Annotated in this window: 25 protein-coding genes and 1 tRNA gene; 19 read left to right on the plus strand and 7 right to left on the minus strand. The window is 50.2% G+C overall.

The window, feature by feature from the left end; all coding sequences use genetic code 11:
- Positions 1-8 precede the first annotated feature (8 nt).
- From ACLGLO_RS01770 to ACLGLO_RS01790, 5 genes are read left to right on the plus strand one after another with little or no spacing between them, the layout of a single operon-like run.
- A complete protein-coding gene (locus ACLGLO_RS01770; protein WP_492128693.1) occupies positions 9-1,184 on the plus strand; it encodes a hypothetical protein in 1,176 nt (391 codons plus the stop codon).
- A gap of 6 nt (positions 1,185-1,190) precedes the next feature.
- Positions 1,191-2,138 (plus strand): hypothetical protein, encoded by a 948-nt coding sequence (locus tag ACLGLO_RS01775; RefSeq protein WP_492128694.1) that lies wholly within the window; start codon positions 1,191-1,193, stop codon positions 2,136-2,138.
- Between the two features lie 15 nt (positions 2,139-2,153).
- The gene (locus ACLGLO_RS01780; RefSeq protein ID WP_492128695.1) at positions 2,154-3,005 is read left to right on the plus strand and encodes a hypothetical protein; all 852 of its coding nucleotides are present in this window, start codon (positions 2,154-2,156) and stop codon (positions 3,003-3,005) included.
- A complete protein-coding gene (cas3, locus tag ACLGLO_RS01785) occupies positions 3,002-4,600 on the plus strand; it encodes a CRISPR-associated helicase Cas3' (protein ID WP_492128696.1) in 1,599 nt (532 codons plus the stop codon). Before ACLGLO_RS01780 ends, cas3 begins: the two co-directional genes overlap by 4 nt.
- Positions 4,593-4,820: a hypothetical protein gene (locus ACLGLO_RS01790; protein ID WP_492128697.1), complete on the plus strand. Its 228-nt coding sequence runs from the start codon at positions 4,593-4,595 to the stop codon at positions 4,818-4,820. The genes cas3 and ACLGLO_RS01790 overlap by 8 nt, the downstream gene beginning before the upstream one ends.
- 234 nt (positions 4,821-5,054) lie before the next feature.
- On the opposite strand, the gene ACLGLO_RS01795 is transcribed toward ACLGLO_RS01790, so the two are convergent.
- Entirely contained in the window at positions 5,055-5,411 is a 357-nt protein-coding gene (locus ACLGLO_RS01795; RefSeq protein ID WP_492128698.1) for a NifB/NifX family molybdenum-iron cluster-binding protein, read from the minus strand.
- Positions 5,412-5,548: 137 nt separating this feature from the next.
- On the opposite strand from ACLGLO_RS01795, the gene ACLGLO_RS01800 reads away from it, so the two are divergent.
- The 3 genes from ACLGLO_RS01800 to ACLGLO_RS01810 all read left to right on the plus strand — a co-directional run bounded on the left by ACLGLO_RS01800 (position 5,549) and on the right by ACLGLO_RS01810 (position 8,718).
- On the plus strand, positions 5,549-7,069 hold the full coding sequence (locus ACLGLO_RS01800; RefSeq protein WP_492128699.1) for a high affinity choline transporter 1: 1,521 nt from the start codon (positions 5,549-5,551) through the stop codon (positions 7,067-7,069).
- Between the two features lies 1 nt (position 7,070).
- On the plus strand, positions 7,071-8,378 hold the full coding sequence (gene hisD, locus ACLGLO_RS01805; RefSeq protein WP_492128700.1) for a histidinol dehydrogenase: 1,308 nt from the start codon (positions 7,071-7,073) through the stop codon (positions 8,376-8,378).
- 154 nt (positions 8,379-8,532) lie between these two features.
- Complete coding sequence (locus ACLGLO_RS01810; RefSeq protein ID WP_492128701.1) at positions 8,533-8,718, plus strand: hypothetical protein; 186 nt, start codon at positions 8,533-8,535, stop codon at positions 8,716-8,718.
- A gap of 1,381 nt (positions 8,719-10,099) precedes the next feature.
- Here the strand turns inward: ACLGLO_RS01810 and ACLGLO_RS01815 are convergent.
- Positions 10,100-10,531: a pyrimidine dimer DNA glycosylase/endonuclease V gene (locus ACLGLO_RS01815; RefSeq protein ID WP_492129110.1), complete on the minus strand. Its 432-nt coding sequence runs from the start codon at positions 10,529-10,531 to the stop codon at positions 10,100-10,102.
- Between the two features lie 87 nt (positions 10,532-10,618).
- Here ACLGLO_RS01815 and ACLGLO_RS01820 point away from each other — a divergent pair, with 87 nt between their 5' ends.
- The gene (locus ACLGLO_RS01820; RefSeq protein WP_492128702.1) at positions 10,619-12,778 is read left to right on the plus strand and encodes a phytoene desaturase family protein; all 2,160 of its coding nucleotides are present in this window, start codon (positions 10,619-10,621) and stop codon (positions 12,776-12,778) included.
- 209 nt (positions 12,779-12,987) lie between these two features.
- Here ACLGLO_RS01820 and ACLGLO_RS01825 read toward each other — a convergent pair whose 3' ends face one another.
- Both ACLGLO_RS01825 and ACLGLO_RS01830 read right to left on the minus strand, forming a co-directional pair.
- Positions 12,988-13,233, minus strand: a complete 246-nt coding sequence (locus ACLGLO_RS01825) for a hypothetical protein (RefSeq protein ID WP_492128703.1) — start codon at positions 13,231-13,233, stop codon at positions 12,988-12,990.
- Positions 13,234-13,605, minus strand: coding sequence for a hypothetical protein (locus ACLGLO_RS01830; RefSeq protein ID WP_492128704.1), 372 nt, complete (start codon positions 13,603-13,605; stop codon positions 13,234-13,236). It lies immediately after the preceding gene.
- 282 nt (positions 13,606-13,887) lie between these two features.
- On the opposite strand from ACLGLO_RS01830, the gene ACLGLO_RS01835 reads away from it, so the two are divergent.
- The 3 genes from ACLGLO_RS01835 (at position 13,888) to ACLGLO_RS01845 (ending at position 15,549) form a co-directional block, all read left to right on the plus strand.
- Positions 13,888-14,235: a hypothetical protein gene (locus tag ACLGLO_RS01835; RefSeq protein ID WP_492128705.1), complete on the plus strand. Its 348-nt coding sequence runs from the start codon at positions 13,888-13,890 to the stop codon at positions 14,233-14,235.
- A 317-nt stretch (positions 14,236-14,552) separates the two neighbouring features.
- Entirely contained in the window at positions 14,553-15,215 is a 663-nt protein-coding gene (locus tag ACLGLO_RS01840) for a hypothetical protein (protein ID WP_492128706.1), read from the plus strand.
- Positions 15,216-15,288: 73 nt separating this feature from the next.
- The gene (locus tag ACLGLO_RS01845) at positions 15,289-15,549 is read left to right on the plus strand and encodes a hypothetical protein (protein WP_492128707.1); all 261 of its coding nucleotides are present in this window, start codon (positions 15,289-15,291) and stop codon (positions 15,547-15,549) included.
- Positions 15,550-15,671: 122 nt separating this feature from the next.
- On the opposite strand, the gene ACLGLO_RS01850 is transcribed toward ACLGLO_RS01845, so the two are convergent.
- Positions 15,672-15,747, minus strand: a tRNA-Arg gene (locus ACLGLO_RS01850).
- A gap of 142 nt (positions 15,748-15,889) precedes the next feature.
- Here ACLGLO_RS01850 and ACLGLO_RS01855 point away from each other — a divergent pair.
- Positions 15,890-16,120 carry a winged helix-turn-helix domain-containing protein gene (locus ACLGLO_RS01855; RefSeq protein ID WP_492129111.1) on the plus strand — a complete coding sequence of 77 codons (231 nt, stop codon included), beginning with the start codon at positions 15,890-15,892 and terminating at the stop codon, positions 16,118-16,120.
- Here the strand turns inward: ACLGLO_RS01855 and ACLGLO_RS01860 are convergent.
- Positions 16,117-17,109: a DHH family phosphoesterase gene (locus ACLGLO_RS01860; protein ID WP_492128708.1), complete on the minus strand. Its 993-nt coding sequence runs from the start codon at positions 17,107-17,109 to the stop codon at positions 16,117-16,119. The genes ACLGLO_RS01855 and ACLGLO_RS01860 overlap by 4 nt on opposite strands.
- 102 nt (positions 17,110-17,211) lie before the next feature.
- Between ACLGLO_RS01860 and ACLGLO_RS01865 the strand changes: the two genes are divergently transcribed.
- Complete coding sequence (locus ACLGLO_RS01865; RefSeq protein WP_492128709.1) at positions 17,212-18,063, plus strand: inositol monophosphatase family protein; 852 nt, start codon at positions 17,212-17,214, stop codon at positions 18,061-18,063.
- Positions 18,060-21,062 (plus strand): isoleucine--tRNA ligase, encoded by a 3,003-nt coding sequence (gene ileS / locus ACLGLO_RS01870; RefSeq protein ID WP_492128710.1) that lies wholly within the window; start codon positions 18,060-18,062, stop codon positions 21,060-21,062. The genes ACLGLO_RS01865 and ileS overlap by 4 nt, the downstream gene beginning before the upstream one ends.
- On the opposite strand, the gene ACLGLO_RS01875 is transcribed toward ileS, so the two are convergent.
- The gene (locus ACLGLO_RS01875; protein ID WP_492128711.1) at positions 21,024-21,827 is read right to left on the minus strand and encodes a carbon-nitrogen hydrolase family protein; all 804 of its coding nucleotides are present in this window, start codon (positions 21,825-21,827) and stop codon (positions 21,024-21,026) included. The two genes, ileS and ACLGLO_RS01875, sit on opposite strands and share 39 nt — an antisense overlap.
- A 116-nt stretch (positions 21,828-21,943) precedes the next feature.
- On the opposite strand from ACLGLO_RS01875, the gene ACLGLO_RS01880 reads away from it, so the two are divergent.
- From ACLGLO_RS01880 to ACLGLO_RS01895, 4 genes are all read left to right on the plus strand, one after another.
- A complete protein-coding gene (locus ACLGLO_RS01880) occupies positions 21,944-22,549 on the plus strand; it encodes a VIT1/CCC1 transporter family protein (RefSeq protein ID WP_492128712.1) in 606 nt (201 codons plus the stop codon).
- Positions 22,550-22,670: 121 nt separating this feature from the next.
- Complete coding sequence (locus ACLGLO_RS01885) at positions 22,671-23,546, plus strand: basic amino acid ABC transporter substrate-binding protein (RefSeq protein ID WP_492128713.1); 876 nt, start codon at positions 22,671-22,673, stop codon at positions 23,544-23,546.
- Between the two features lie 11 nt (positions 23,547-23,557).
- The gene (locus tag ACLGLO_RS01890) at positions 23,558-24,241 is read left to right on the plus strand and encodes an amino acid ABC transporter permease (RefSeq protein ID WP_492128714.1); all 684 of its coding nucleotides are present in this window, start codon (positions 23,558-23,560) and stop codon (positions 24,239-24,241) included.
- Between the two features lies 1 nt (position 24,242).
- The gene (locus tag ACLGLO_RS01895) at positions 24,243-25,004 is read left to right on the plus strand and encodes an amino acid ABC transporter ATP-binding protein (RefSeq protein ID WP_492128715.1); all 762 of its coding nucleotides are present in this window, start codon (positions 24,243-24,245) and stop codon (positions 25,002-25,004) included.
- The last annotated feature ends 3 nt before the right edge of the window (positions 25,005-25,007 follow it).

Consider the following 25,007-nt stretch of genomic DNA (forward strand, 5'->3'; position numbering starts at 1 on the left):
GGTAGGTCATGCCTAAAAGGGGATCCAAGTCAGAAGGAAACGGGCTCACACCTGAAATGGTAGATCGGATAAACAACGCCGTGTTTTCAGCGAACACACACATAAACATGTCCATATATGCTATCCTAGAGCTGCCGCAGGAGCTCTACTTCGGTAGCCACAGCGAAAAGAACCTGAACATTGTTGAGAAAGTCAGCCTCAGAGCAGAAGTGAAGACAGGTAACGATGTAAAAGCTGTGATGATCGATAAGGGGTACTACAGCCCAACAAAGCAGAGGGGGATCGAGCGCAGAGCAATAGCTTACTCCCTCGTCAGGACGAAGGATAATGTGCTGGTGCCGTACTACAAGCACTTCAAGCTAAGCATAGACATAACCGACACCTATCTAAACGGAGTGCCGGATCCTAGAGATATACTGACATTCGTGTGGGGCGGATCGTGGAGGAGCCCAGCCTCGTATATAAGAGGTAGAGTAGGGTACGGAGGCGGAGTAGCGGTTCAAGACGACATCTCGATCAGGCAGAGAAACAGAGTTTCCTATGATGCTTATGCTAAAACCGAGAAGGAAGATAAGAATGAAGTGTCTGAGCAGACTCTGTGGAAGAAGGAGTACATCGAGCCGGGCGTCTTGATACCAGTAATCAGGCATGGCTTCATGCTAGGCTGGGAAAACTACGAGCCGCATGCCTTGGCATACGCATTCCTCGAAGGTCTAAAGATCGCTGGAGCTGGAACACCTAAAAGTCTTAGCATTTTCGACGGCTTCTGGCTGAAGCAAAGTGATAATGAGAAGCAGAACAACAGCGAGAAGCAAAGCGTTAATGAGAGGCAGAAAGCTGTGGTCGTGGACCTCTACAATTGGCTGTCGCCAGATCCCGTAGTAATATCTCCAGTGATAACTTCGGTTACAGAGGCTCTAGAGGAGTTCGAGAGAAAAGCCTTGAGCTACAAGAACGAGTGCAGAGAGTGCATTATTAATAATGCAGAACAAATCAATGTTGAAGACATTCTCAACAAAGTTAAAGAGGGGAAAGCTGTTAGGCTGGTAGGCAATATTGCGTATGCGTTCCTCAGAGCACTTGCAAACAAGTTCGGGACGGAATACCTAGGAAACATCGATCAGCTTAGCATTCCCAGAATAGGCTTCTTCAAAAACGTGCCAAACAACAGTAGCAAGCAGTGATGCGGATTGGCAGAGCTGAAGCTTGTTAAGCTCAATGCCCTTTTTCTCTCCCCTTTTTTCCTTCCGCGGTCGCCACACAGTAGCTATTGGGATGATGTCCACTACCACATACCTCCATCGACGCTCTCAGGCTACCTCTTTAGGGCGCTTACATATATGATGAACAGGCATAATGTCAGAGGAGACTACTTGCCCTGCGAGATAGGCACTGGGCTCCTTGCTAAGGTCGAAGGATCCAGAACCGAGTGGTACATAGCTAAGAAGGAGGAAGCAGTAGAAGGTTTCAAGCCCCCATACATAGAGTTCCACTTCGATGCCGTTTCTCTCGGTGCTTACCCGATAAGTATTGTTAATGGGAAGCAACCCGAGGTCTATACTATTGAGAAGTACTGGAATATCATAAAATACATTGACACACTAACTAAAGGCGTGAGCGGGATCCCGTACGATGTTGTGCTCTCCATAAAGACTTGGCACTACGCAATAATGGATGGAGCCATGCTGAATAAAAGAAGGATCAATTTGTATGAAGCGAGAAAGGTCGAGCATGCGCTAGTCCCCGAGCCGTTCATTGGCTTTGTCTTAACGAACGATATGAAAGCTGAGGAGCTGTTCAAGAGGCTTTCAAGCGGCTGGTTCATTATGAAGACCAGAATGAAGAACCTTCTGGCAGTAAAAGCAGAAAGGATCCTAGATCGTATTGATCGTGCAGACATGGATAAGCTGAAGTTTTTGCCTACTCCTAGAAAGGTTGATAGATTCAGCCTCATGTTCGCATCCAATGTAATGGATCCCGGAGCCGTTAAAGGACACAGGCGTGACAGAAGTGTTGCTGAGTCTTATCTCTTTGTGCCAAACCAAATAGACAATGCTGATGCTTTCATGCTCTTTGGAAACAATGAAGAGGCTTATGCCGTCGATAAAGCATGGCTCGAGCTCCTCCAAAAGCAATAGCGTGAGGGAGCGGAAGTGAGCGAGAGCATTGAAATCGCTAGAGGGAATATAATTGGTGCTGAAAACGGAGCTTTCATAGCAACAGCTGTTCCGTTGACACAGCACCAAGAATTTACTGCAAAGTTCATGAGGGAAGTCTTCGGGCTCGACAAAGACGATCCCGCAGTTATAGCCGCAGAGGTCCACGACATGTACAAGCCTTGCACTATGAGGATCGAGGAAGCGGATGGTGTGAATGTTATTGGCTTCAGAGGTCACCCCTACAAGCTGTCTTTCATCGATGCTGAGAAGCATATTGCTGAAACACACGGTACTAGAAGGCTCGATAGTGATGCCATATTTAAGGTTGCTGTAGCTACAGCTGTTGGGAGGCTCCACCACTTCATCAATGTTAGGGATGTTGATACATTCTTCGAGACCGTGGCTCTGGCGAAAGCCTATCTTTCCAACCACGGAGTGAGGATCCCCTTGAGCAAGCTGAAAAGCGATATATTGAGGGGCGTGATCCTGCTCCATATAGCAGATGCGGTTGCCGGCTACATAGAAGGTTCTTTATGCAGGGGATACAGCACCGATGGCGAAGGGATCCTCGACAGCGATTCCCTGACAAAAGTTGAACCCCACATTCCGGTTTCGATTGTGCTTGATGTAAATGGGGCAAATGTCGATGTGAAGCTGTACTTCCATGGGATGAGAGAAGCTGTCAGGAGCAGCACATCCTTCCAAGCAAAATACACGGTCTATAAGGTAGCCATAAAGGAAAGAAGTATATCTCCCATAGAAAAGATCCGAGACTACAATGTGAGCATAAGCGCTTACCGTAAGCAGGATCTCATCCAGAGTTCTAAAAAGGAGGCGGGATCATGAGTAGCTTCGAAACGTTCTTCAAGGGAGCTACAGGCTTCGATCCTTATCCTTGGCAGCTGGAAGCATCTAAAAAGATCCTTTCAATGGAGAAGGGAGTCTTCCTCCTTAGAGCAGAAACTGGAAGCGGGAAGACTGAAGCTGTAGTGCTGCCGGGTCTGTACAGCGGGAAGCAGGTGCTCGTCGTGGAGCCGTTCAGAGCACTTGTGGAAGACATGGAAGACAGGCTCTCGAAGCTCCTCGAAAGGCTCTCATCGATATATGGGATCCCATACAGCCTCGCTCTGGACTACGGCGGCGATACGGAGATCACAGAATGCATTCACGGCTTCTGCAAAGAGGAGAGGACAGCGAAGCCCTTTGGAGCCGATGTCTATGTCACCACGATGGATGAGCTCCTCTACAGGCTGCTCTCAGTTGCAGTGGAGAGGAAAGCATCTCTCTACAGCGGGCTGATCAGGATGGGGACTCCTCTCGTCTTCTTCGATGAAATGCACAGCTATGCGGACGACGCTTTTAACCCCTTTGTAACTGTTATGCATGAAGCGGTTTCGCTCTCTCTCTACGCACCGGTTGTTCTGGCTTCTGCTACTATGCCAGAAACAGTTGCAGATCACCTTAAGATGCTGACGCGGAGGAATGGCTTGGATGTTGATGAGTACAGCGCCCCACCCATGGAAAAGCAATATCCGAAAGGGATGGTAAAAGTCGATTTCGTAAGAGGATCGGGAGCAATATCGGAGCACGCATTGAGCCTCCTGAAAAAGCACGGCACGGTGCTCGTGAGGACCATAGTGCCCGAAACAGCTTACAGTGTTTACACAGAGATCGTCAAAGCCCTTAAAAAAGAAGGGCTCTCTGCAAATGTGGGAATAATCCACGGCAGGATGCCGACGAAGGACAAAGCAAGGATATTCAGGTCTGTGAGGGAAGACATGAAGAAGAGAGCTGAGAAGGTGATCCTCGTTTCCACTCCCGCAATAGAGGCTGGCGTGGACTTGGACTTCGACTCGGCTGTTATTGAATTAACTCCTTACAGGAGCCTCGAGCAGACAATAGGAAGGGTGAACAGGTACTACAAGAAAGGTAACGCTGAATTGGTTATAGTCGATGTGAAGGAAGAGCATTGGGTTCTGCTGGAAGATGAAGAGTACCTCGAGGATGCGAGAGAAGTGCTGAGAGCGTACAGCGATAAAACGGTTGCTTGGGAGCAGATCAGGGGCTATTTAAAGCAGCTGGACGATAAATATGCAAAAGAGAAGCTCAGCGTTGCGGAGCTCATAGACTCGTACTCATCGCCTTATTCGCGGATATTATACACATCGCTCCGCTCGCTGTTCCATTTAGAGGGAACTCTCTTAGACCATGTAATAGCGCTTGGGAAAGATGAGTATGAGACTCGAGGCGACCTCGATATAACAGCAGAAGTGGAAGGTGAACCCGGTAACTATTTGAGGATCCCAGTGTGGATGGCTGAAAAAATCGGTCTAAGTGAAGGGGAGAGAGTGCCCAGATCCGCTCTTAAAGACCACAGCTACATTAGGATCGAAAACGGCTCTGAGCGCGTCAAAGTGAAAGCGGGGGGCTTAATTGCCTGAGGAAATCGATGACAAGAAGCCATCTTTCAGTTTTAGGAAGCAATTAGAAAATACCGAAGGAAAAGGAACAAGCTTTATAAAGGAGTTTCCGCACATTTATGCGACAGGAAGCAACAAAAAAAGACTGAAAGTCGCTAATGAGCGAAACGGATGCATTGACTTTATGCCTTCCCTTCCCACGGGGACAAAAACGTCAGGATTATGTCTCTGGTCTGTCTGAAGTGCTTCTGTCGCTGCAGAGAGGATCCCAGGCTGAACCGAAAGTCCGCTACTCTCCCAAAAGCCAACTCAAATGCCAGAAGATATTGCAGCAAAATCATGAAAGAGCTCTAGATCGAGCAGATCTCTCTCGTCCGCACAAGCATCGCATAGAGAGGATTTTTGCATTTGAAGCTCCCGTGCTCTCAGGCTCTCTCCCACCATGCCGAAAGATGCGCTATCCGATGCGAAGCTTTCAGTGAATGCTCTTGAAGCTTTGGATCAGAGCTTCTACAGCTTCCCTGACCTTTGTGCCAGGCTTGCTTTTAATGTAGTCGATCTTTGCCGCTCTGAGAAGTTCGTCCATATCAATACCGATCTCAGATGATATTACAGCTTCCACATTCTTCTTCATTAAAATATATATGAGCACAGGTCCAGAGCCGATGCTGAATCTCGAAGCCTCGTTTTCGAAGATCTCAACGAGACGGAAAGCTTTTTTTTCCTTCGGATCGACACCCACCATGGTTATAGTTGGACTCTTCCCGAAGGGACCTGATACAGCGTCTTCCGGATTTTTGAAATGGTTGTTACTGCCACTTTCATACCACAAAACTGCCTCAGTGGTTATGCATTTTGCTTTGAGAGATTATAGTATCTTTAATATAATTAAAGCAATAACAGTTTAACCCTTTTATATTTCCACAAAAAATAAATTTAAGCTTATCAAAAATGTGATGAGGTGCTCTCATGGATAAAGTCATAGTTGCTCTTTGGGCAACAGTGGCTTACTTAATAGCTATGCTTTTTATAGGCATTTGGGCCTCTAGAAGGGTCAAGGGTTTAACCGATTATGTTGTAGCTGGGAGGAGGCTCGGCTTCTGGCTAACATACGGCACCATTCTCGCAACATGGTTTTGCACTGGAGTTGTGATGGGCGGCGCTTCGATGGCCTACACTTACGGCCTCCGGGGGGTCATAATGGATCCCTTGGGTGCAGGGCTTAGCATAATTCTCTTCGGAATATTCTTCGCTCATCTGCTGAGAAAGCTGAGGTATGTGACGGTTTCGGACTTCTTCAGGGTCAAATATGGTCGAACCATGGAGGTTCTATCGCTGGTTGTCCAAGTCATTGCTTACATGGGATGGACTGCTTCTCTGCTAATAACCTTCGGTGATATCTTCAAAGTCTACACAGGCATAACTTGGGAAGAGGGATTGTTGATAGGTGCGCTGGTCACCATAACGTATACAATGCTTGGGGGCATGTGGTCAGTCACCCTCACCGATTTCGCGCAGATGATCTTGTTCATAGCTGGAACTGTGGCGGCTGTCCCTTTCGTTATAAACGCTGCTGGAGGCTGGGAATCCATTTCTTCAAACATTCCCCTGGATAGATATTCGATACTGCCGGGTCCAGGCTTTGAATATCTGGGCTTCGTTGGTATTTTAGGCATGATGTACTATTTATCTTCCTGGTTGGTGCAGGGCATGGGCTCGCTTTCCTGTCAGGATCTGGTTCAGAGAGCTCTGTCAGCCAAAGACGCTAAAACTTCCAAACGAGCAGCGCTGGCCGCTGGACTCAGCTACTGGACACTGGGCCTGATACCGGCACTGATAGGAATATGGGCTTCAATTTCTCTGCCAGGCTTGGAAAACCCAGATGAGGTGATACCGACGATGGCCCTCAAATTCCTGCCAACATCTGTCTTTGCTGTATTCACCATCGGACTGCTGGCAGCCCTCATGAGTAGCGCCAGCAGCTCTTCCCTCATCCCTCCGACTATGATAGCTTGGAACCTGCTACCCATGATCAAGCCTAACTTGAGCGAGAAGAGCAAACTGCTCATCTCGAGGATCCTTGTCCCTGTAATAGCCTTCGTTTCGGTAGCTATAGCTCTATGGGCTAAAACCATCTACTTCCTGATGAACCTCAGCTGGGAGCTGATACTGATGGTTCAGGGAATACCGTTCATCTTTGGAATGTACTGGAAGAAGTCAAACAGAACGGCAGCAATAGCTTCAGTTGTCGCAAACCTGGCTGTCTGGATACCATTGATATTCTACTTCCTCCCATACGCGCTTGAAGTCGAAGGCGGTGAGCTGGATTGGGCTGTTTGGGACGCGATATATATAGCAGCTCTTCCGGCTCTGGTCATCGGCACGCTGACATTCGTCGCAACGGCATTAGCAACGCAGAAGAAGGATCCTCCGAAGCCTTTGCTGGATATAGACGGCAACCCCATAGATCAGTCGAAACAGGTGAGCTGAAGTGCCTCTCATAAAACCTAAGAAGCTGACCGAGCTGAGTGGCGAGGACCTCACTAGGATACTTGCCAGGTCTTCTCTTGATGTTGAGTCCATTCAGCGGGAAGTGGAGGGTATAATTGAGCGTGTCAGAAAGGACGGCGATGATGAAATTATAAGGTTCTACGAGAGCTTTTTCGGGAAGAGAGTGCTCGATAAGGAAAGTTTGAAGGTGAGCAGGGAGGAGTTCAGCAAAGCGCGCAGCAGTGTGCCTGAAGACTTCATCGATGCCCTCAAGGTGGCTGCCAAGAACATCGAAAAATTCCACAGAGAGCAGTTGCCGAAGAAGATGTGGATAACCGAAGTTAGCAGCGGCGTATATGCAGGGCAGTTCTGGACTCCCATCGAGAGCATGGGGATCTATGTCCCAGGAGGCAGAGCCTCCTATCCTTCAACGGTTCTGATGACGGTTATTCCGGCAAAGGTAGCAGGGGTTGAAAGGGTCGCAGTTTGCACTCCTCCGAGGCCGGATGGCTCGATAAGCCCAGCCACGCTCGCAGCGCTTGATTTGGTCGGAGCTGGAGATGTTTTTAAGGTTGGCGGAGCCCATGCCGTAGCTGCCATGGCCTTTGGAACCCAGACCATTCCGAGGGTTGAGAAAATTGTGGGTCCGGGGAATGTGTGGGTAGCTGTAGCCAAGAAGCTTCTCTATGGAGTCGTGGACTTTGACTTCATCGCGGGGCCAACCGAAGCTCTGATAATTGCCGATGAGTCATCCAATCCGTACTATGTTGCAATGGACATGATAGCTCAAGCGGAGCACGATCCGATGGCTGCGACAGTACTGGTGACTACTTCTCCCAAGCTCGCTAATGAGGTGTCTGAGCTGCTCGACGAGCTGACACATTCATCCCCTAGGAGGGAAATAATAGAAGCATCCCTCAAGAACTATGGATCTATAATAGTGGTGGACAGCCTCAAGGAAGCATTTGACTTCGCCAACAGATATGCTCCGGAGCACTTGGAAATAGTATCAGCTGAGGTCAGTGCAGCTGAGGCAACAAAAATGGTTAAAAACGCTGGTTCAGTTTTCGTAGGTCCTTACACTCCAATAGCTTTGGGCGACTATGCTATAGGCGCAAACCATGTGCTGCCTACAAACATGTTCGCAAAGAAAAGGGGCGGCTTGAGTATTCTAGACTTCATCAAAATTGTGGATATTCAATATGTGACCCGCGAGGGCTTGATGAATTTGGCAGAGCACGCTGCTAAGATAGCTGAAGTTGAGGGGTTGATGGAGCACGCGAATTCGATAAGAGCTAGGCTGAAGTAATTTGCAGTAATGAATATTTTTGCCGTCCTATAAATCGATCTCGATCCTACTCAGTTTTCTAATTGCACATTTCTATACATGAATGTCATGATTGTCAGGATGGTGCACAATTTATTTATAGCTATGTTATAATCATTGAACTACTGACTGCACGGTGGAGCAATTGAAGAAAAATGCTGCTGCTGCTTCCTCAGGCGCTTCTCGAAGTCGGCATTCAGGAGCGAAGGCCTCTGAGCCAGGCAGGGCCTTCGAGGAGCTGAGGCTCTCGTTAACCGAGGAAGACCTTGAGGAAGCTTTGAAATCCAGTGAGGAGTTCAGGAAAAGCTTTAAACTCAAATGAGTTTCAGTACAGCTATGTTACGAGAAGCAATTAGAAAAGACTGAAAGATATGGTCAGCGTGGTTAGTCTAGACAGTCTCATCTAGACGACGGAAGCAATTGAAGCAATTAGAAAAGACTGAAAGCGATGCATCAAACAAATAGCTAGGCTTATTCATCTCGATTCCCTATCTTCGCGGATCATCTCTACGATCTTGTTCACATTTATCTTATCCAGCGTGGCTCGCATATTCTTCAGATCCTCTTCCAGCTTCATCAATCTGCTTCTCATCACCTCTTTTCACCTCTTTCTCGAGAGATTTTCTTATAAAAGTTATTGCTCAACTACTTTGCTTTCCTCCAAGAGCTCCTTCCTAACTTTAGTGGGGGTGCTGACCCACCTCTTCTTCGAAAAGGTGAGTTTTTGCATTTCCCTTGTTTGGAAGTAAAGATAGCGCTTTCAAAAAACTAATTACAATTGATTATGGAATTCCAGTAAAATCTATATGTGGAACCGGCTAAAGCCGAATGTAGTAGCAGTACAACAGGCATGCTGCACGTATAGTGCTGTCCCAGCCCTCCTTTTCGAGTGAGACTTAGCTACATGAGCACCATAGTCAGCGTTAAAATTGTAGATATATAGAGTAGATATATGGATAAGCCAACGATATGCGTCTCACTAAGCAAACAGGCAAGCATAATATGATCTCCAAATCCCGGCAGTAAGAAAAGCTAACCCAATCTCTGCTTTTGGGTCTCTCCAAAAGTCCCCAGATCTTTTTCCTCCATACAATACTTGCCTGCACGCACTCATTGAGGTCAACAGTTGTCGCATCAGAAAAGCTCCACCGACAATATGGCATCGATCATGCTAAGGTCTATGACCTATACCTCAGGCACTGTGATTGTTTTTGTTTTTACTACACATAGGGCTCTTTGAATAAGTTGCTTCATCAATACCCTTTCCTCGACAATTGCGAGAACCATATTCTCTATTCTATTCAACAATCCAACTTGCGTCCAAAAAGGACGTTCGATTATCCCCATTCATCACATTGAAGTTTTACGTGTTTTTTGCCCGAAATATCCTGAGTTTGCTCAGCTCAACAAACCATTCAACAAAATCATCGAGACTCGATAGCATCTTCACATCTCTCATTCTTGAGGTTGAATTGCTTTCCACATGAGGCCCCTATCTCTATCGAATCACAGCCTTCTGGCATGGAATATCCTGAGGACTAAAACCACTGTCACCAGCCATAAAAGGATAATACTCACTATCATTTCGTATACAAAAGTATGTTCAATGGCTTGTTCAGTTAATGGTTTAGCGCATTTTCAGCATTTTTCCAAGGTACATGCATGTATTAGACACCCATCAGTTCTAATTTGATATATCGAATTCATTTCGCTTTTTCCCAAAGCTCTACGCCACCCTTAATAATGTAGAAAACTGAATTCGGTTCTACCTCCTTCACATGTTTTATTTCTTCATATCTTTCGGGACTACGTTGGCGGAGCTTTTCCAGAAGATGTTGAAACTCAAATGCGAGCTGACCTCTCGTCACGGGTATTTTCTCATCTATCTCAAGCGGTATTATCTTCTCAAGATCGAAATTATAGCCTCTCCTACTCGCTTCCTTCCATACTTCGAAAAGGTAGGCATTTATTGCCCTCAAAGGAGCTTTATGCTTCTTGAAACGCTCTAATTGAGGATGGTTTCTATAACCATTTGTTCTGCCCTCAAGCACTTTCTTTGCTAACAACCCTTCTCTCCATAAAGCAACCAAACCTTTAGAGTCTAGATATTTCGGATGCAAAGACCAGAGCCGCATTTTCTTTCCCACAAACCATCTTTCATCTTTTCTTTGTTTAAAAAAGCTGACCATAACGATTAAAATCTAATCATAAGCTTCTTAAATATGATAAGCCTCACATCAATAGAGCTAAATATGTTTGCGAAGGCTGAAGCCATGGTTAGGAAGCTGCCCGGCGTGCTCTTCCTGCTAATTTCTTTCGCGCCATGGATTGCGTACTGGGTTTTATGTGGCATCGACTCTAGGCTAGGGGTTGCGCTTCCGCTTCTAATCTCGCTAATCCTAATAATCTATCAGATACACAAGAAGAATTCAAATCTTATGGACATAACTTCCCTCTTCTACTTCAGCACGGCTTCCGTTGCTACATTTATCTTCAACTCAAGCATATTCGTTGAGGAGAACAGCTTCCTCAGCTATCTCGCTTTGTTTTTAATGTCTGTAACCTCCCTAGTTATTGAACAGCCCTACACCCTTCAGGTATCAAAGAGGGATTATCCGGAGATTTACTGGAGGGACAAGATATTTTTGACCGTTAACAAAGCAATCACAGCATTTTGGGCAGCGGTCTTCGCCGCTAATTCGTTAATTTTCTTAACGCTCAGATTCCCTTTGACTTTGATGCTTTCTAATGCTTTGATAGCTGCTGGTGTGGCGTTTTCTATTATCTTTCCTCTGAAAGCGCCCTCGTACTACGCTTTAAAGGATTTTAAGAGGTACGACTGGAGCGTAGATTTAGACCCTAGAAGGCCTAAGGGTAAAGATGAATATGACGTTATTATAGTTGGTTCAGGCATAGGCGGCTTAACCTGCGGAGCTCTGCTTTCGAAAAGAGGGTATAAAGTTCTGGTTCTGGAACAGTACTATCAAATAGGTGGTTACTGTTCGTCTTTTGCAAGGATGGGCTTCACATTCAACGCGGGGGTTGAGGATGTAAGTGGGCTGTGGGAGAGGGGGCCCGTCAGCTATCTACTGAACGAACTTGGACTTAATAGAGATGAGCTTTTTGTGAGGAACAGAGTTAGGTTTATCTTCAAGGAGAGAGAAATAGATGCTGATGATCTGGAAGGGTTCATACAGACTCTCGCAGAGATTTTTCCGAAGGAGACGAATAACATTTACACATTCTTCGACGAAGCCAAGAAAGCATATGATGAGTGTTATAGGGACCTTGTTTACGGTGCTCCGCTACCAGCAGAGCTTATAGCGAAGGTTTTTGGCCCTAAGAAGCTTCTCGATTATCCAAAGGAGCATCCGCACTTCTATGACTGGATGAATAAAACATACATGCAGAAACTCAGTGAGTTTTTCACGAACGAAGATTTGAAGACTTTACTCTGTGCGTTGCTCGGCTATTTAGGGACAAAAGCGGATGAAACACCTGCGAGTAGCGCTCTAACAGCCGCCGTTGCATACTATCTTTACGGAGGATACTTCCCGAAAGGAGGTGCCCAGAGGTTTGCTAGTACCTTGCGAGATTTTATAGAGCGCAATGGCGGCAAGGTTCTTACAAAGCACAGAGTCGATAAGATACTTGTGGAGGATGGAGAAGTTAGAGGCGTGAAGATTGGTGAGAGAGTTTTCAGGAGCCCTGTAGTTGTCGCCAATGTTAACGCAAAAACCGTTTTCTTAAAGCTTATTGATAAGCAACATCTGAGCACAGATTTCCTTGAATACATAAAAAATCTGAGGATGTCGCCATCTGCTTTCGTGGTATTTCTGGGTGTGGATATGGATCTATCGAGCTACCCAACAATAATCAACAACCTAGATGAAGGTTACAGCGTCGTTATAAACTCAAACGCAGATCCTGCGCTGGCACCTGAAGGCATGGCAAGCCTTACAATACTAACCCTCGCAAGCTACCACGACTTTCCTGAGAGGGGAACGGAGGAGTACTTGAAGAAGAAAGGGGAGCTGGCTGAAGCATTAATCAAAAAAGTTGAGAAGGTCATCCCGGACATAAGTAGTCATATAGTCGTAATGGATGCGGCAACGCCTAAAACTTTCGAGAGATACACTTCAATGCCTGAAGGAGCGATATATTCATTCCATCAATCAATTAACACAAAAAGGCCGTATTTCAAAACTCCCATAAAGGGCCTCTACCTGGCAAGTGCTTCCACATTCCCAGGCGGCGGAATAGAAGCCGTTGTCATCTCGGGGATTATCTGTGCTCATGATATATGCGGCTGGAGGCTAAGCACTGGCGAAATAATAGAAAAGCGTAAACTCCCGCAGAAAAAGCACATATTGACTCAATAATTAACTAAATAACAATGATGGAAGAGCTGTACCTGTGAAAAGAGTTGACATGCTTAGTAAACTTTGGAAGCATTTTATTGAGGAAGATTCGGATGAAAGAACTACTTTTAAAGCATCCAATGAAGTTAACTCATGAAAAGGAGGAGGATACATGCCTGGGTTATGCGTAGATCCGTTGGCTATACTCTTTTTACTTATCGCTTTTTGAATTATATTGTTGGGAAGAGAAAGGAAATGGCTTGCATAACTGCCTGGCTAGCTCCATTTCTCGCAACCTCTCCTCTTCTATTGGTTGCTGTGCTTTTTCGATGCACTCTCTTATAGCTAGTAGCTACGGTGAGACATAGTACCTCTCCATATCTCTCCTCCCATTCTATCAATATCATGTGGCACGGAGTTTCGATTTCAATCTTGTTTGGAGGCTCTTCGTTAACAACCAAGTATATGGCGCTCACCTATGTAGAAAGCGCGGCCTCGATAACCTTCTCTAAGCTAGCGGTATTGCATAACAGGCACTGAACCTGGACAGGCGAGAAGAGAGACCTCAGATAGTTAGTATAGAATTCCCCAGGATCTAGCACCCTTACCCATCGCTCCACCAGCCGCCAGAGGTCGAAGTCACGCTTGTTCCATAAAACTAGTATAGCTTGCTTAAACCCCTCCTCGCTACGCAGAAGATGCGCGGTTGCAACATATAGAGCGTCGTCGGGATCTTTAACAAACTCCTGCGCCTCTGAGAGGTACTTTGCCACCTTCTCGTCGGGAAGAGGTTTCACGTGCTCTAACATAGCTTGGAGAGCTAGGCGTATCTTGTTCGGTATCATCACGCTATTCTCCTGCGAGGCTTTTACTGAAATCCCAGCCCCCGTGGAAACCCGGGTCGCCGGTACCTGGCGGTCTCGATCTTGTCGGTACCGTCAGAGATCAAGATTCTGGTAGATATGGATAATGAAAGTGCTTAAAGTGCTGTCAGATAAGACAAAAGCTACCGAGATTAACCTTTGAGAACAGGCCTAGTCTTTCCCGCTAAAGTGCAAACCTAGGAGTGCAAGCTATACATAAAATTTTTATACTTTCTGCGGTGCTATTTTTATGTAGAGGTTGATGATGTGTCACAAGCCAAAAACCCAGCGGCCGAGGATGCTAAGAGCCTCCTTTCTGGTGCAGCTATGGTCTCACTGATATTCGGAATACTTGAAATGATTATCGGTATAGCAGCAACATCAATCCACCCAATAGGTATTTTGGGAATAATCGGCGGAATCATTAATATAATCATATTTATGGGAAGCAACAACATTGTAAAGCTTATTGATGAAAGAAATTACGAGGAAGCAAAGTCGTCCACTCTGATGTGGATGATTTTAGGGTTCATATTTGGAGGAATTATACCGGGCATCCTGCTGCTGGTGGTGTACCTGAAGCTCGGCGAAGTAAGCAAGATACCAGCAACTTAGACGTCATCAGCACCCCCTGATTCTCTGTTAGCGATAGATTTTGCTTCACCCTAAAGATTTCCGGCTTGAAAATCAAGGGATGCCATCTAGGTGTGAGATGGTTCTGTGAATTGATGTTATATATTTTAAATTTGGCACTATCTTTATATCGTTACAAGACAGTAATAAAATTAGGGAAGAATTATGGCTGATTATGTTTCCCTGCTCGTCATAGGCCTAATACTGATGTTCTTCGCTGCTCCTGCTTACTGGAATGTCGTGAAATCGGAAACGAGGACTACCCAGCGACATACCCCCAAGAGATATACATAAAGGCGGTGGGCGACGATGGTTCTCCTCTCCCCAATGCCAAGGTATACCTCTACATGATGACCGAGAACGGTTGGAAGCTCGTAGGAACGAGGTACTCAAATTCTGCAGGAGTAGCTTCATTCACTCCAGGTTTACCTGCCTACTACTTCACGGTATTCAATTCCCCTTTGTCCTTCGAGTATAAGTATGTATACAAATCGGTGAATCTGATGGCGGTTGTGGAGAAGGGCTCCTACGTCGGCCTCTACACTTTCGCTGTGGACCCTGCGAGGGACTCCAACACGCAGAAGATGGTCGCTGTGGTGGCGCACAGCATCCCGAAGAACAGCTCAGCCTCTGGGCAACTCCTCCAAAAGCCTCCTCCTTCCTCTCCGGGTGACGTAATAGTTCTGAATGAGTGGTACCAGAACACAACAGTGCTGAGGTTCTCCACCAACTACAACATATCTGTCCAGTACTACTATCCATTGGGCACCAAGATAAGAATACAGACAAAGTGGAGGGATCCATCCTTCAGCGACATTTGGTTCGATGGAGGATATGTAGAAATGACCGTCGATGGAGATATGATGACGAGCTCTTGGCGTAACGGTGGCCCGCAGATTACAGAAGTGCAGTTCGAATTCAAATACCAGCACTCGTATGTGATTGGTGGGATAGCTATATAGAGGTGGTAAATGCAGTTAGCATCTTCCGCGAACCGGGGGGATTGAAAGAAGTTCAGTACAGCTGGGACAGCCTGTGAGCGGAGTAGCATATATAGATTTACTGCAAAATGATACACTAGATATCCTCGTTACGGGAGGAAGCACATACGTCTTCAGTGTGGGGATAAACCTTCCCAATGTAAGCATCTCGCTGGGAGTCACCAAAGCTCCCACCCCTTATGTTATTCTGAAAATAAAAGCTGACACCTGGTACCCAGGGGCTGTGGCCAAGATAGTAAGCCTAGGCGATGGCAGCTTCCTGGACACGAGGGCCTTCTGGTACAATTCCTCTTGAACAAAAATCTTTTTTAAAAAGCCCAGGCCTGATGCTGTTTTCTGCTTTGATTTTGTTCCGTGGTTAACCATTATGTTTTGCGGCAATCTGGAAAACATGAAAACTATTCTGGCTTTGGTATGCGGGCCCGCCGGGATTTGAACCCGGGATCTCCGGCTCCGCAGGCCGGTGCCTTGATCCTGGCTAGGCCACGGGCCCCAGCTTTTTATATCTGCTGGAAGAGCTTAAAAATGCAGGGTGGTGCTCCATATCTGCACAGAAGAGCAGCTTCTATCCAAGGCTGGAGATACTGGTTGAGGCAGGCGGCATTGTCATCGGGGGGAAGGGACTTGCTGAGCTGCTGGAGGAGATAGAGAAGAGCGGGAGCCTAAGGAAGGCAGCCGCGAAGATGAACATGAACTACAAGAGGGCCTGGATGAAGATAAAGATGGCTGAATCGAAGGCAATGGTCCCCCTCGTTGAGAGGAAGAGGGGGAGGAGGGGATATTCGCTGAGCTCTGCTGGGAGGGAGTTTCTGGAGGCCTACAGGAGTATGGAGGAGAGGCTCAGGAGCTGCGGGTTCTCTGTCTAGCTCTCTTGATCCTTGACCGCAGAGAAGCAGGAGCTGACCTCGGAAGCTGCGTACCTCTCCAGGAGGACCCTGTAGAGAGGGGGGATAATGAGCCTCAAGAGCCTGAGGCGGAGGGGCAGAGAGAGCATTGCTCCGCTGGCCTGCATGTGCCCCCCTCCCCCGAGGCACCTCGCAATTCTGTTCACGTCTGCACCCCTTGACCTTAGGGATAAAGCTCCGTCCTCCCTGATTATGACGGCAGCATCGGCCCCGAGCCTGCTCATGAGGTGGGATGCGAGGAGGCTGGAGTTGGGGGGACCCCTCGGCTTGACCGCAAAAGCTACTTCCAGGCCTCCTATTCTCAGCTTCCTCGCCCTCTTCAGCGCTTCGCTGTAACCCTTCAGCTCCAGATCTAAGTACTCCTCCACAGCGCTGCTGAACTCATCGCTCCATATGGCTCCATTGCTGAAGAGCTCCAGTGCCTCCCTCTTCATCCTCTCCTCTCTCCTCCCGAAGGCCCTGTAGTACAGAGGGGAGAGGGGCTCGTCCCACTTCCAGAGGTCAGAGGAGCAGACTGAGCTGACGAGGATCCAGAGGTTGTCCCCCGGCTCGAGCCCTCCGAAGGCGTGCTCCGCAACTACGCCGGCTGCGCACTTGTCCCTGTCAATGAACAGTGAGACTCCTGCCTCCCTCATCCTCCTGATTTCGTCCTCGCTCCAGATGTGGTGGTCGTACCACTCTACAGTTGCCCTTTTTCCAAGGTTCACCACTACTCTGAAGATCTCTTCCCTCGTGTTCGGGTTCAGCCCGAGGTCCATGACCGCTATCCTGAGGCCTTCTGTCTCTTGCGGGAGGGTTGATGAGAGGACGGATGGGAGGGTGCTGGGCTCTGCGAAGTTCACAGAGATCTCTGCATCTTTCTCCGCCTTCCTCAGCAGGTAGATGTACACGGCTGCCGAGGCAACCCCGTCGAGATCTCCATGGGTGTATATCAAAGCCTTCGCTACCAAGCTCTCCAGCCTCCTCCCCTTCTGGAGGCGACTGCTGGAAAAGATAAATATCCTTTAGAGGTTTAAACTATTAAGCGCTCGTCCATCGGGAAGGAGCATGGGGTGGTTGAAGCGAACAGAAGTGAGGAAGAGCTGAGGGAGCTGAGCCTCAGGGTATCGAGGGAGGCTGCTGGGCTGCTGAGGAAGCTGGCCGCGGAGCCCTCCTCTTCTGAGAAGGTGGTGGAGGGAGGAGAAGCTATAAGGGCTGATGTTGAGGCCGAGAAGCTCATCCTCGAGATCCTTGAGTCAGAGGGCTTCGCGGGGAAGGTAGTTACTGAGGAGAGGGGGGTTTTCGAGATGGGGGGTGAGCCCATAGCTGCAGTCATAGACCCCCTGGACGGCTCCAGGAACTTCTCCCGCGGGATAAGGTGGAGCAGCATAAGCATTGCCTTCGCTGAGAGGTTTGGGAATGGGGCGGAGAGCATCATAGCCGGGTGCGTTTACCCTGTATTCTGGGATGAGCCCGTGAACTTCTCGAGGGAGGAGGGGGTTTTTCTCGGAGCGAAGAAGGTGAGCAGGGAGGATGCAGTTGAGGAGAGGAGGAAGAGGGGGGAAGATGTGTACTTGGCTGTCTACGCCGATGAGAGGGGGGCTCTGGAGCAGGTGAAGAGGTTCTACGATGCCCTCTCCTCCAGCGGGTGGAACGTCTCAATAAGGAGCCTGGGCAGCGCCGCCCTGGAGCTCGCATATGTCGCCCTCGGGAGGATAGATGCATTCATAGATGCCCGATCAAGGCTTAGGATTGTTGATGCCGCAGCAGGAATCGGAATGGTTTATTCGCAGGGAGGCCGGATCCTCGAGATCGGAGGGAGGCCTCCAGAGATGAGCTTCGACAGGATGCACAGGTTCAGGAGCCTTCTGGCCTTCCTGGACGAGGATATCGGATCTTCTATTTCGCTGAGGTGGGAGAGTTGAGCTGGAGCCTTCCGCAGAACTACAGCTACGAGGATATCGAGAAGAAGGTCTCCGAGTACTGGAGCAGGGAGGGAATGAGGAAGAAAGTGCTCGACATGGCATGGAGGGAGAGGGAGGGGAAGCTTCTGTTCTCCTTCCTCGAAGGCCCCCCGACCACCAACGGCTTCATGCATGCCGGGCACGCCAGGGGGAGGATATACAAGGATGTAATGATCAGGTTGCACATTGTAACGGGGCACAGGGTGTGGGCCCAGGCGGGCTGGGACACGCAGGGCCTCCCCGTCGAGATAGAGGTGGAGAGGAAGTTCAAGGTAAAGAGCAAGAGGGATATAGAGGAGAGGGTTGGGGTCTCGAGGTTCATCGAGGAGTGCAGGAAGAGCGTTGACTTCTACATAGCTGAGTGGGTCAAGGACAACGAGAGGCTGGGGGTATGGCTCGATTACGAAAACGCCTACCAGACAAGGCACCCCAGGTATCTGGAGACGGTCTGGGCCTTCCTGAAGAAGGCTTACGAAAAGGGCCTTCTCTACAGGGACCGCAGGGTTGTCCCCAGGTGCCCCAGGTGCGGAACAGCCCTCAGCAACCACGAGCTGAGCCTCGGTGCAGAAGTAGTGAAGGACCCCAGCCTCTACTTCAAGGTCAAGTCCTCGGACGGCAGCTTCTACTTCCTCGCATGGACGACGACGCCGTGGACGATAATTGCGAACAGAGCCCTCGCCGTTAATCCGGAGGCTGACTATGCCTTCTTCGATGTGGGGGGAGAGAAGTATGTAGCAGCGGAGGCCCTCCTCCCCTCCCTTATCTCCAAGCTTAAGGCGAAAGATGCAAGGATAGAGAGGAGGGTGAAGGGGAAGGAGCTCGTTGGAATGAGCTACAGGCACCCCCTTGCGGAGGAGGTCCCCAAAGATGCTGAGTGCAAGGCTCCGAACTGCACTGTCATAGATGCTGAGTACGTCACTCTGACTGAGGGGACTGGCATAGTTCATACAGCACCGGCCCACGGGCCCGAGGACTACGAGTCCGGGCTCAAGCACGGCCTCGAGGTCTGGACTCCCCTCAGGGAGAACGGGTACTTCAGCGAGGAGGCAGGAGCATTCTCCGGCCTCTGGTTCAGAGATGCAAGCAACGCGGTCGTCGAGGCGCTGAGGAAGAAGGGTTTGGTCCTCATATACGAGGAGGTGGAGCACGAATATCCGCACTGCTGGAGGTGCGGGACCCCGCTGATCTACTACCCCAGCACGCAGTGGTTCTTCAGGACGACTGCTGTGGTTGAGGACATGAGGAAGGCTCTCGGGGAAACTGCGTTCAGGCCGAGCTGGGGCTACAGCAGGATGGACTCCTGGGTCTCCTCGTCGAGGGACTGGTGCATTTCGAGGGAGAGGTACTGGGGGACCCCTCTTCCGATATGGCGGTGCGAGAGCTGCGGCTATACTAGGGTGTTCGGATCGCTGAAGGAGCTCGAGGAGGCTTCTGGGAGGAAGATAGAGGATCCCCACAAGCCGTATATCGATGAAATTGTGCTCAAGTGCCCCAAGTGCGGAGGGGAGATGAAAAGGGAGCCCTTCGTAGCTGATGTCTGGGCAGACAGCGGAGTAGCTCATACAGCTGCGCTCAGGCAGCTGAACATGGAGCGCCTGCACAGCTACCTCTATCCCTACTCTTTCGCCCTCGAGCCGCCGGAGCAGGTGAGGGGGTGGTTCTACACTCTCCTGATTACTAGCACAGTTCTGCATGAGAGGAGCCCATACAGGACCCTCGGGATGCACGGGCTCATACTGGACAGCCAGGGGCAGAAGATGAGCAAGAGCAAGGGAAACGTCGTCATGGCCAGAGATGCCGTGAGGAGACACGGGGCAGACCAGCTGAGGCTCTTCATGTGCTACAGGAACTCCCCGTGGCAGGACATAAGGTATGTGGACAAGGAGATAGAGGAGATAGGGGGGAAGCTGAGGATAATCTACAACGTTGCCAGGTTCCTCGTCTCCTACGCCCAGCTCGACAGATGGAAGGCGGAGAGGCTCGAGGATGATCTGAAGAATCTGAAGCTTGCTGACAGGTGGGTGCTGACAAAGCTGAACGAGGTAATGAGGGAGGTTGTCGAGAAGGCTGAGGACTTCGAGATACATGCAGCTTCGAAGGCCCTCTACGACTTCCTGGTAGAGGACCTGAGCCACAGGTATGTTGTAGCGGTGAGGAGGAGGGTGTGGACAGAGGAGGATGCCCCGGAGAAGAGGGCTGCATACGCGACTCTCTACACCGTCCTCACTAGGTCCTTCCCCCTGATGGCAGTCTTCACCCCCTACCATGCCGAGTACCTCTACCAGGCCGTTGCCGAGAGCCTTGGAGGGAAGAAGAAGGAGAGCGTCATGATGGAGGAGGTGAGCTGGCTGCCGCAGAGCCTCCTTGATGAGAGGGCGAAGAGCATCGTAGAGGAAGCATTCAGGGCTGTGGAGTCGATCCTAGCATACAGGGCTGGAAGGGGGATGAAGAGGAGGATGCCTATGAAAAGGGTTGCCTTAATCCTCCCCCAGGAGCTCAGCGAGGAGGAGAGGAGAGAAGTAGCGGAGATCGTTGCAACGATGGCCAACGTAACAGCTGTGGATGTTGGAGTGAAGAAGCCGGAGAAGTTCGAGGCAGAGCTCGATGTCGAGGGGGGTGCGAAGGTCTACGTAGTTGAGGAGAGCGACGAGGAGACATTCCTTCTGGGGTACGCGAAGGAGCTGGTGAGAAGGATACAGATGCTCAGGAAGAGCGCCGGCCTCCAGTACAATGATGTCATAGAGGTCGAGGTTTTCACGGAGTCGGAGGAGCTGAGGAGGGCGGTGCAGCGGTTCAGGGAGTACATAATGAGCGAGACGAGGGCCTCGAAGCTAGAATATGGTGAGGCTGAGGGAGGGAAGGAGTTCGAGGTTGATGAGGAGAAGCTGAGGATAAAGATGAGGCTGGCTGGAGGAAAAGCATCATCTCAGGAAGATTCCGCAGATCCCGCTCAAGCTTGAGCTCGAGATGTCGCTTAGGTAGGGCCACCTCTCTCTCTGCCTCTCCAGGACAGAGAGGTCTATCTTAACCCTGATGGCCTGCTCGAGAGCTCCGCTGTCGGCTATTATCTCCCCCTTGGGATCGGCTGCAACGCTTCCTCCCCTGACAGGCCTTCCGTCGGGATAGGTGGATTCCGTCAGCATGACGGCTGCCCAAAAAACCGTGTTCTCTGCCGCCCTCACAGAGGCGAGGCTCCTCCAGAGCGATGCCCTGTTCTCTGGTATGCTGGCCGGGTTCAGTATGAGCTCAGCTCCTCTCAAGGCCAAGCACCTGGCAATCTCTGGGTACATGGCATCGACGCAGATGACTGCACCAACCTTCACAAAGCCGAGGTCTACGGTCTTGAGGATCCTCCCGGCCCTTATCTTCTCCCTCTCCCTCACGGGGAGGCTGGGGAAGATCTTCTCGGACATCAGCTCCATCCTTCCGTCTGGGAATATCATGTAGCTCCTGCTGAATGCTCCTTCCCCTGTCCTCACGTAGAAGGCTCCGGGAAGGATGTGGAGGCCGAGGTCGGAGGAGAGGAGGTGGAGCGGGGTGAGGGCCTCGTTCAGTTTATCCTCCTCCAGAGCGATTGGGCCGAACCACATCTCGGGGAAAACTGCTATGCCCTGCGAATCGATCCTCAGCTCTCCCAGCTTCTTGACAGCTCTCTTCACGTTCTCCTCTATGCCGTAGCTCCTCCTCCCGTGCTGGTAGAGGACCAGCTCGAACTCCCTGCTCAAGGCTCACACACCGGGCTCTTCGATCTTCTCATTGGAATCGCGGAAATATAGAGTTTCTCGGGAGCTTTTTTTATCCTGAGAGCTTTCATAATTAGGATGAGGGGGAAGGCGGAGAGTTGCGAAGGAGCATCGATGAGCTGCACCGCATCAAGAGGATGCTCAGCAGCATGGGAGTTGATGAGATAGCGAGGAGGATGTTCGTGACTAACAGCTTCGACAGCCTCATTACTGCGATCGGGATAGTGCTGGGGAACTTCATATTTGGGACCTCCTCCCCCCACTCGTACCTGGGCTCCGCTCTGGGGGGATCGCTGACTATGGGGATCTTCAGCTCCTTCCTCGGAGTGTACGTGACAGAGAAGGCCGAGAGGCTGAGGGAGCTCAGGGAGATAGAGGAGCAACTCCTGGCTGAGGTAAAGAACTCGATCTATGGGGAAGTGGCCAGGCTGGCACCGCTGTACGTAGCTTTATGGAGCATGAGCGGGAGCATAGCCTTCACGCTTGCTGCCCTCTCCCCATTCATTCTGAGCATAAGGGGCCTCCTCGATCTGAGCTCAGCCATTGCTGCATCGGTGGCTATTTCCAATGCCATAATAGCAGGGCTGGGGGCTTATATGGGGAAGATAAGCGGCGAGGGAGGCTTGAGGGGGATGATGAAGTTCGCCCTCCTGAGCCTCTCAGCTACAGCTATACTCCTCATTCTCTCTATGCTCGGCATCTGAATCCTTCCCAAACTGCTGGGAAATGCAACTGGCATTGCATTTCCTGGGAAAAATATCCTCACCGTTGCGCATTCTTTATTAACAGAGCGGGAGGTCATGAATCACTCACGCATGCAGAAAGGTGGTTGAAGTGAAAGGAACACTGATAGCCGCTCTGATCGTCATAGTTGTTGCAGCGGCTGCGGGGGCAGCCTTCTACCTTGGGCATGGAGCTGGAGGAGCGCCCAGCACCTCAACGGTGCAGCAGACGGGAGCGCAGACCTCTCCTGCGGGATCGACAACAACGTCTCCAGCAGCAACATCATCAACTGCACAGGCCTCCCTCCCAGTGCTGAAGGTAGGGACCTCCCCGGACTACCCGCCGTTTGAGTTCATTGACGACAAGGGCAACATCGTGGGGTTCGATATAGAGCTGATCAACATTTTGGCGAACATGACGGGCTACAAGGTTGAGATCGTCCCAATGTCTTTCGACAGCCTGATACTGGCGCTCCAGAACAAGCAGATAGATGCTATAATTGCGGGGATGACAATAACGCCCGAGAGGGAGAAGGTGGTCTCCTTCACCATTCCCTACTTCAACAACACAATGTCAATAGTTGTGAGGAAAGGGAGCAGCTTCATGCCGAAGTCCCTCGATGACCTCGTGGGGAAGACGGTTGGAGCTGAGAGCGGGACGACGGGAGAGCTCATGCTTGAGCAGTATGTGAACCAGACTGGGAAGAGCATAAACATAAAGTCCTACGAGAATTTCATACTGGTAGTCCAGGACCTGGTGAACGGGAAGCTCGATGCTGCTATGATAGACACCACTGCAGCTGAGGCCTTCGCGAAGCAGTACCCCGTTGTCATCTCCGCGACGCTGGATACGGGGCAGAGGCTGGGGATTGCTGTGAACAAGGACAGCACGCAGCTCCTGAACCAGCTCAACTCGGCCCTCCAGCAGCTCATGAACTCCCCGCAGTGGGATCAGCTGGTCAGCAAGTGGTTCGGCTGAGGTGCAGCTGAGTGGTTTTTGCCCCTCAATCTTTTTTCCCATATGTGGGGATAATTCTGAGGGCTCTCTGGGTAACTGTCCTCCTCTCACTTGCAGGCTTCGCCCTGGGCTTCGCGCTCGGGTTCCTCCTCCTCTTCCTGAGGACGTTCTCCGAAAAGGTTGCTGCGAGGGCTATTGATGCAGCTGTCGATGTCCTCAGGGGGATCCCCCTCCTCGTCATGCTCTTCCTGATATTCTACGGCCTCCCCTCCGTTGGAATAAAGCTGCCGAATCTCGCAGCAGCGGCTGTTGGAATGGGGATCCTCTCGGGAGCTTACCAGTCCCAGATATTCAGGTCCCTCATGCGCTCGGTGAGTGCTTCCCAGTACGAGAGCTCCCTGGCAATAGGGTTGAGCAGGTGGGAGAGCTTCAGGTATGTCATATTTCCCCAGGTCCTCAGGCTCTCCATACCAGCTCTGATAAACGAGTACACGACGCTGCTGAAGGACACATCGGTTGCTTATGCCATAGGGGTCACGGAGATGTTCACCCAGTCCGTTCACGTCGCTCAGGTCATCCTGAGCTTCACTTATCCAATGATATTCGTCTCCCTCATCTACCTGGCAATCTGCTTCTCCCTATCATCTCTCGCAAATTACCTCTACAGGAGGCTTTCGTACGGCTACAGCATTCAGGAGTTCGTGGGTGGTGGCTGAAGTGAGCAGCTTGATAAGGCTCGAGGATGTCTGGAAGATCTACGACGGCAGAGCTGTTGTGAAGGGCATCTCCCTCGAAGTGAAAGAGGGGGAGAGGTTCGTGATAATAGGCCCCTCCGGCTCAGGGAAGTCCACGCTTCTGAGGATGATGAACCTCCTCGTCAGGCCGGACAGGGGGAAGGTTCTGTTCAGGGGGATTGAGCTCACCTCCCCCGGGATCGATCCGGTTGAGTACAGGAAGAAGATAGGGATCGTCTTCCAGCACTTCAACCTTTTCCTCCACATGACGGTGATGAAGAACGTGATGTTCGGGCTGACGAAAGTAAAGAAGATGAGGGAGGATGAAGCCAGGAGGGCGGCGGAGGCTGCCCTCGAATCAGTGCACATATCGAGGGCGCTCTGGGAAAAGTACCCGTCTCAGCTGAGCGGAGGAGAGCAGCAGAGAGTAGCAATAGCGAGGGCTCTGGCCATGGAGCCGGAGGTGATCCTCTTCGATGAGCCTACCTCAGCTCTGGATCCGGAGCTGACGGGGGAGGTGCTTCAGGTCATGAAGGAGCTAGCTAGGAAGGGCATGACGATGGTTGTCGTAACGCACGAGCTCGGATTCGCAGCATCTGTTGCATCGAGGATCGCCTTCATAGACTCGGGTGAGGTCGTGGAGGAGGGATCCCCCAAGGAGATACTCTTCTCCCCGAAGAAGGAGAGGACGAGGGCTTTCTTGAGCAAAATGTGGGAGCTCTACAAGATAGAGCCGGAGTGGTGAGCA

This window comes from Fervidicoccus sp. SLHALR4 (assembly GCF_058692745.1).

Coding starts and splice junctions, on each gene's coding strand:
- ACLGLO_RS01820 (WP_492128702.1), top strand. CDS start 10,619: ATGATAAGCCTCACATCAATAGAGCTAAATATGTTTGCGAAGGCTGAA.
- ACLGLO_RS01815 (WP_492129110.1), bottom strand. CDS start 10,531: ATGCGGCTCTGGTCTTTGCATCCGAAATATCTAGACTCTAAAGGTTTG.
- cas3 (WP_492128696.1), top strand. CDS start 3,002: ATGAGTAGCTTCGAAACGTTCTTCAAGGGAGCTACAGGCTTCGATCCT.
- ACLGLO_RS01800 (WP_492128699.1), top strand. CDS start 5,549: ATGGATAAAGTCATAGTTGCTCTTTGGGCAACAGTGGCTTACTTAATA.
- ACLGLO_RS01770 (WP_492128693.1), top strand. CDS start 9: ATGCCTAAAAGGGGATCCAAGTCAGAAGGAAACGGGCTCACACCTGAA.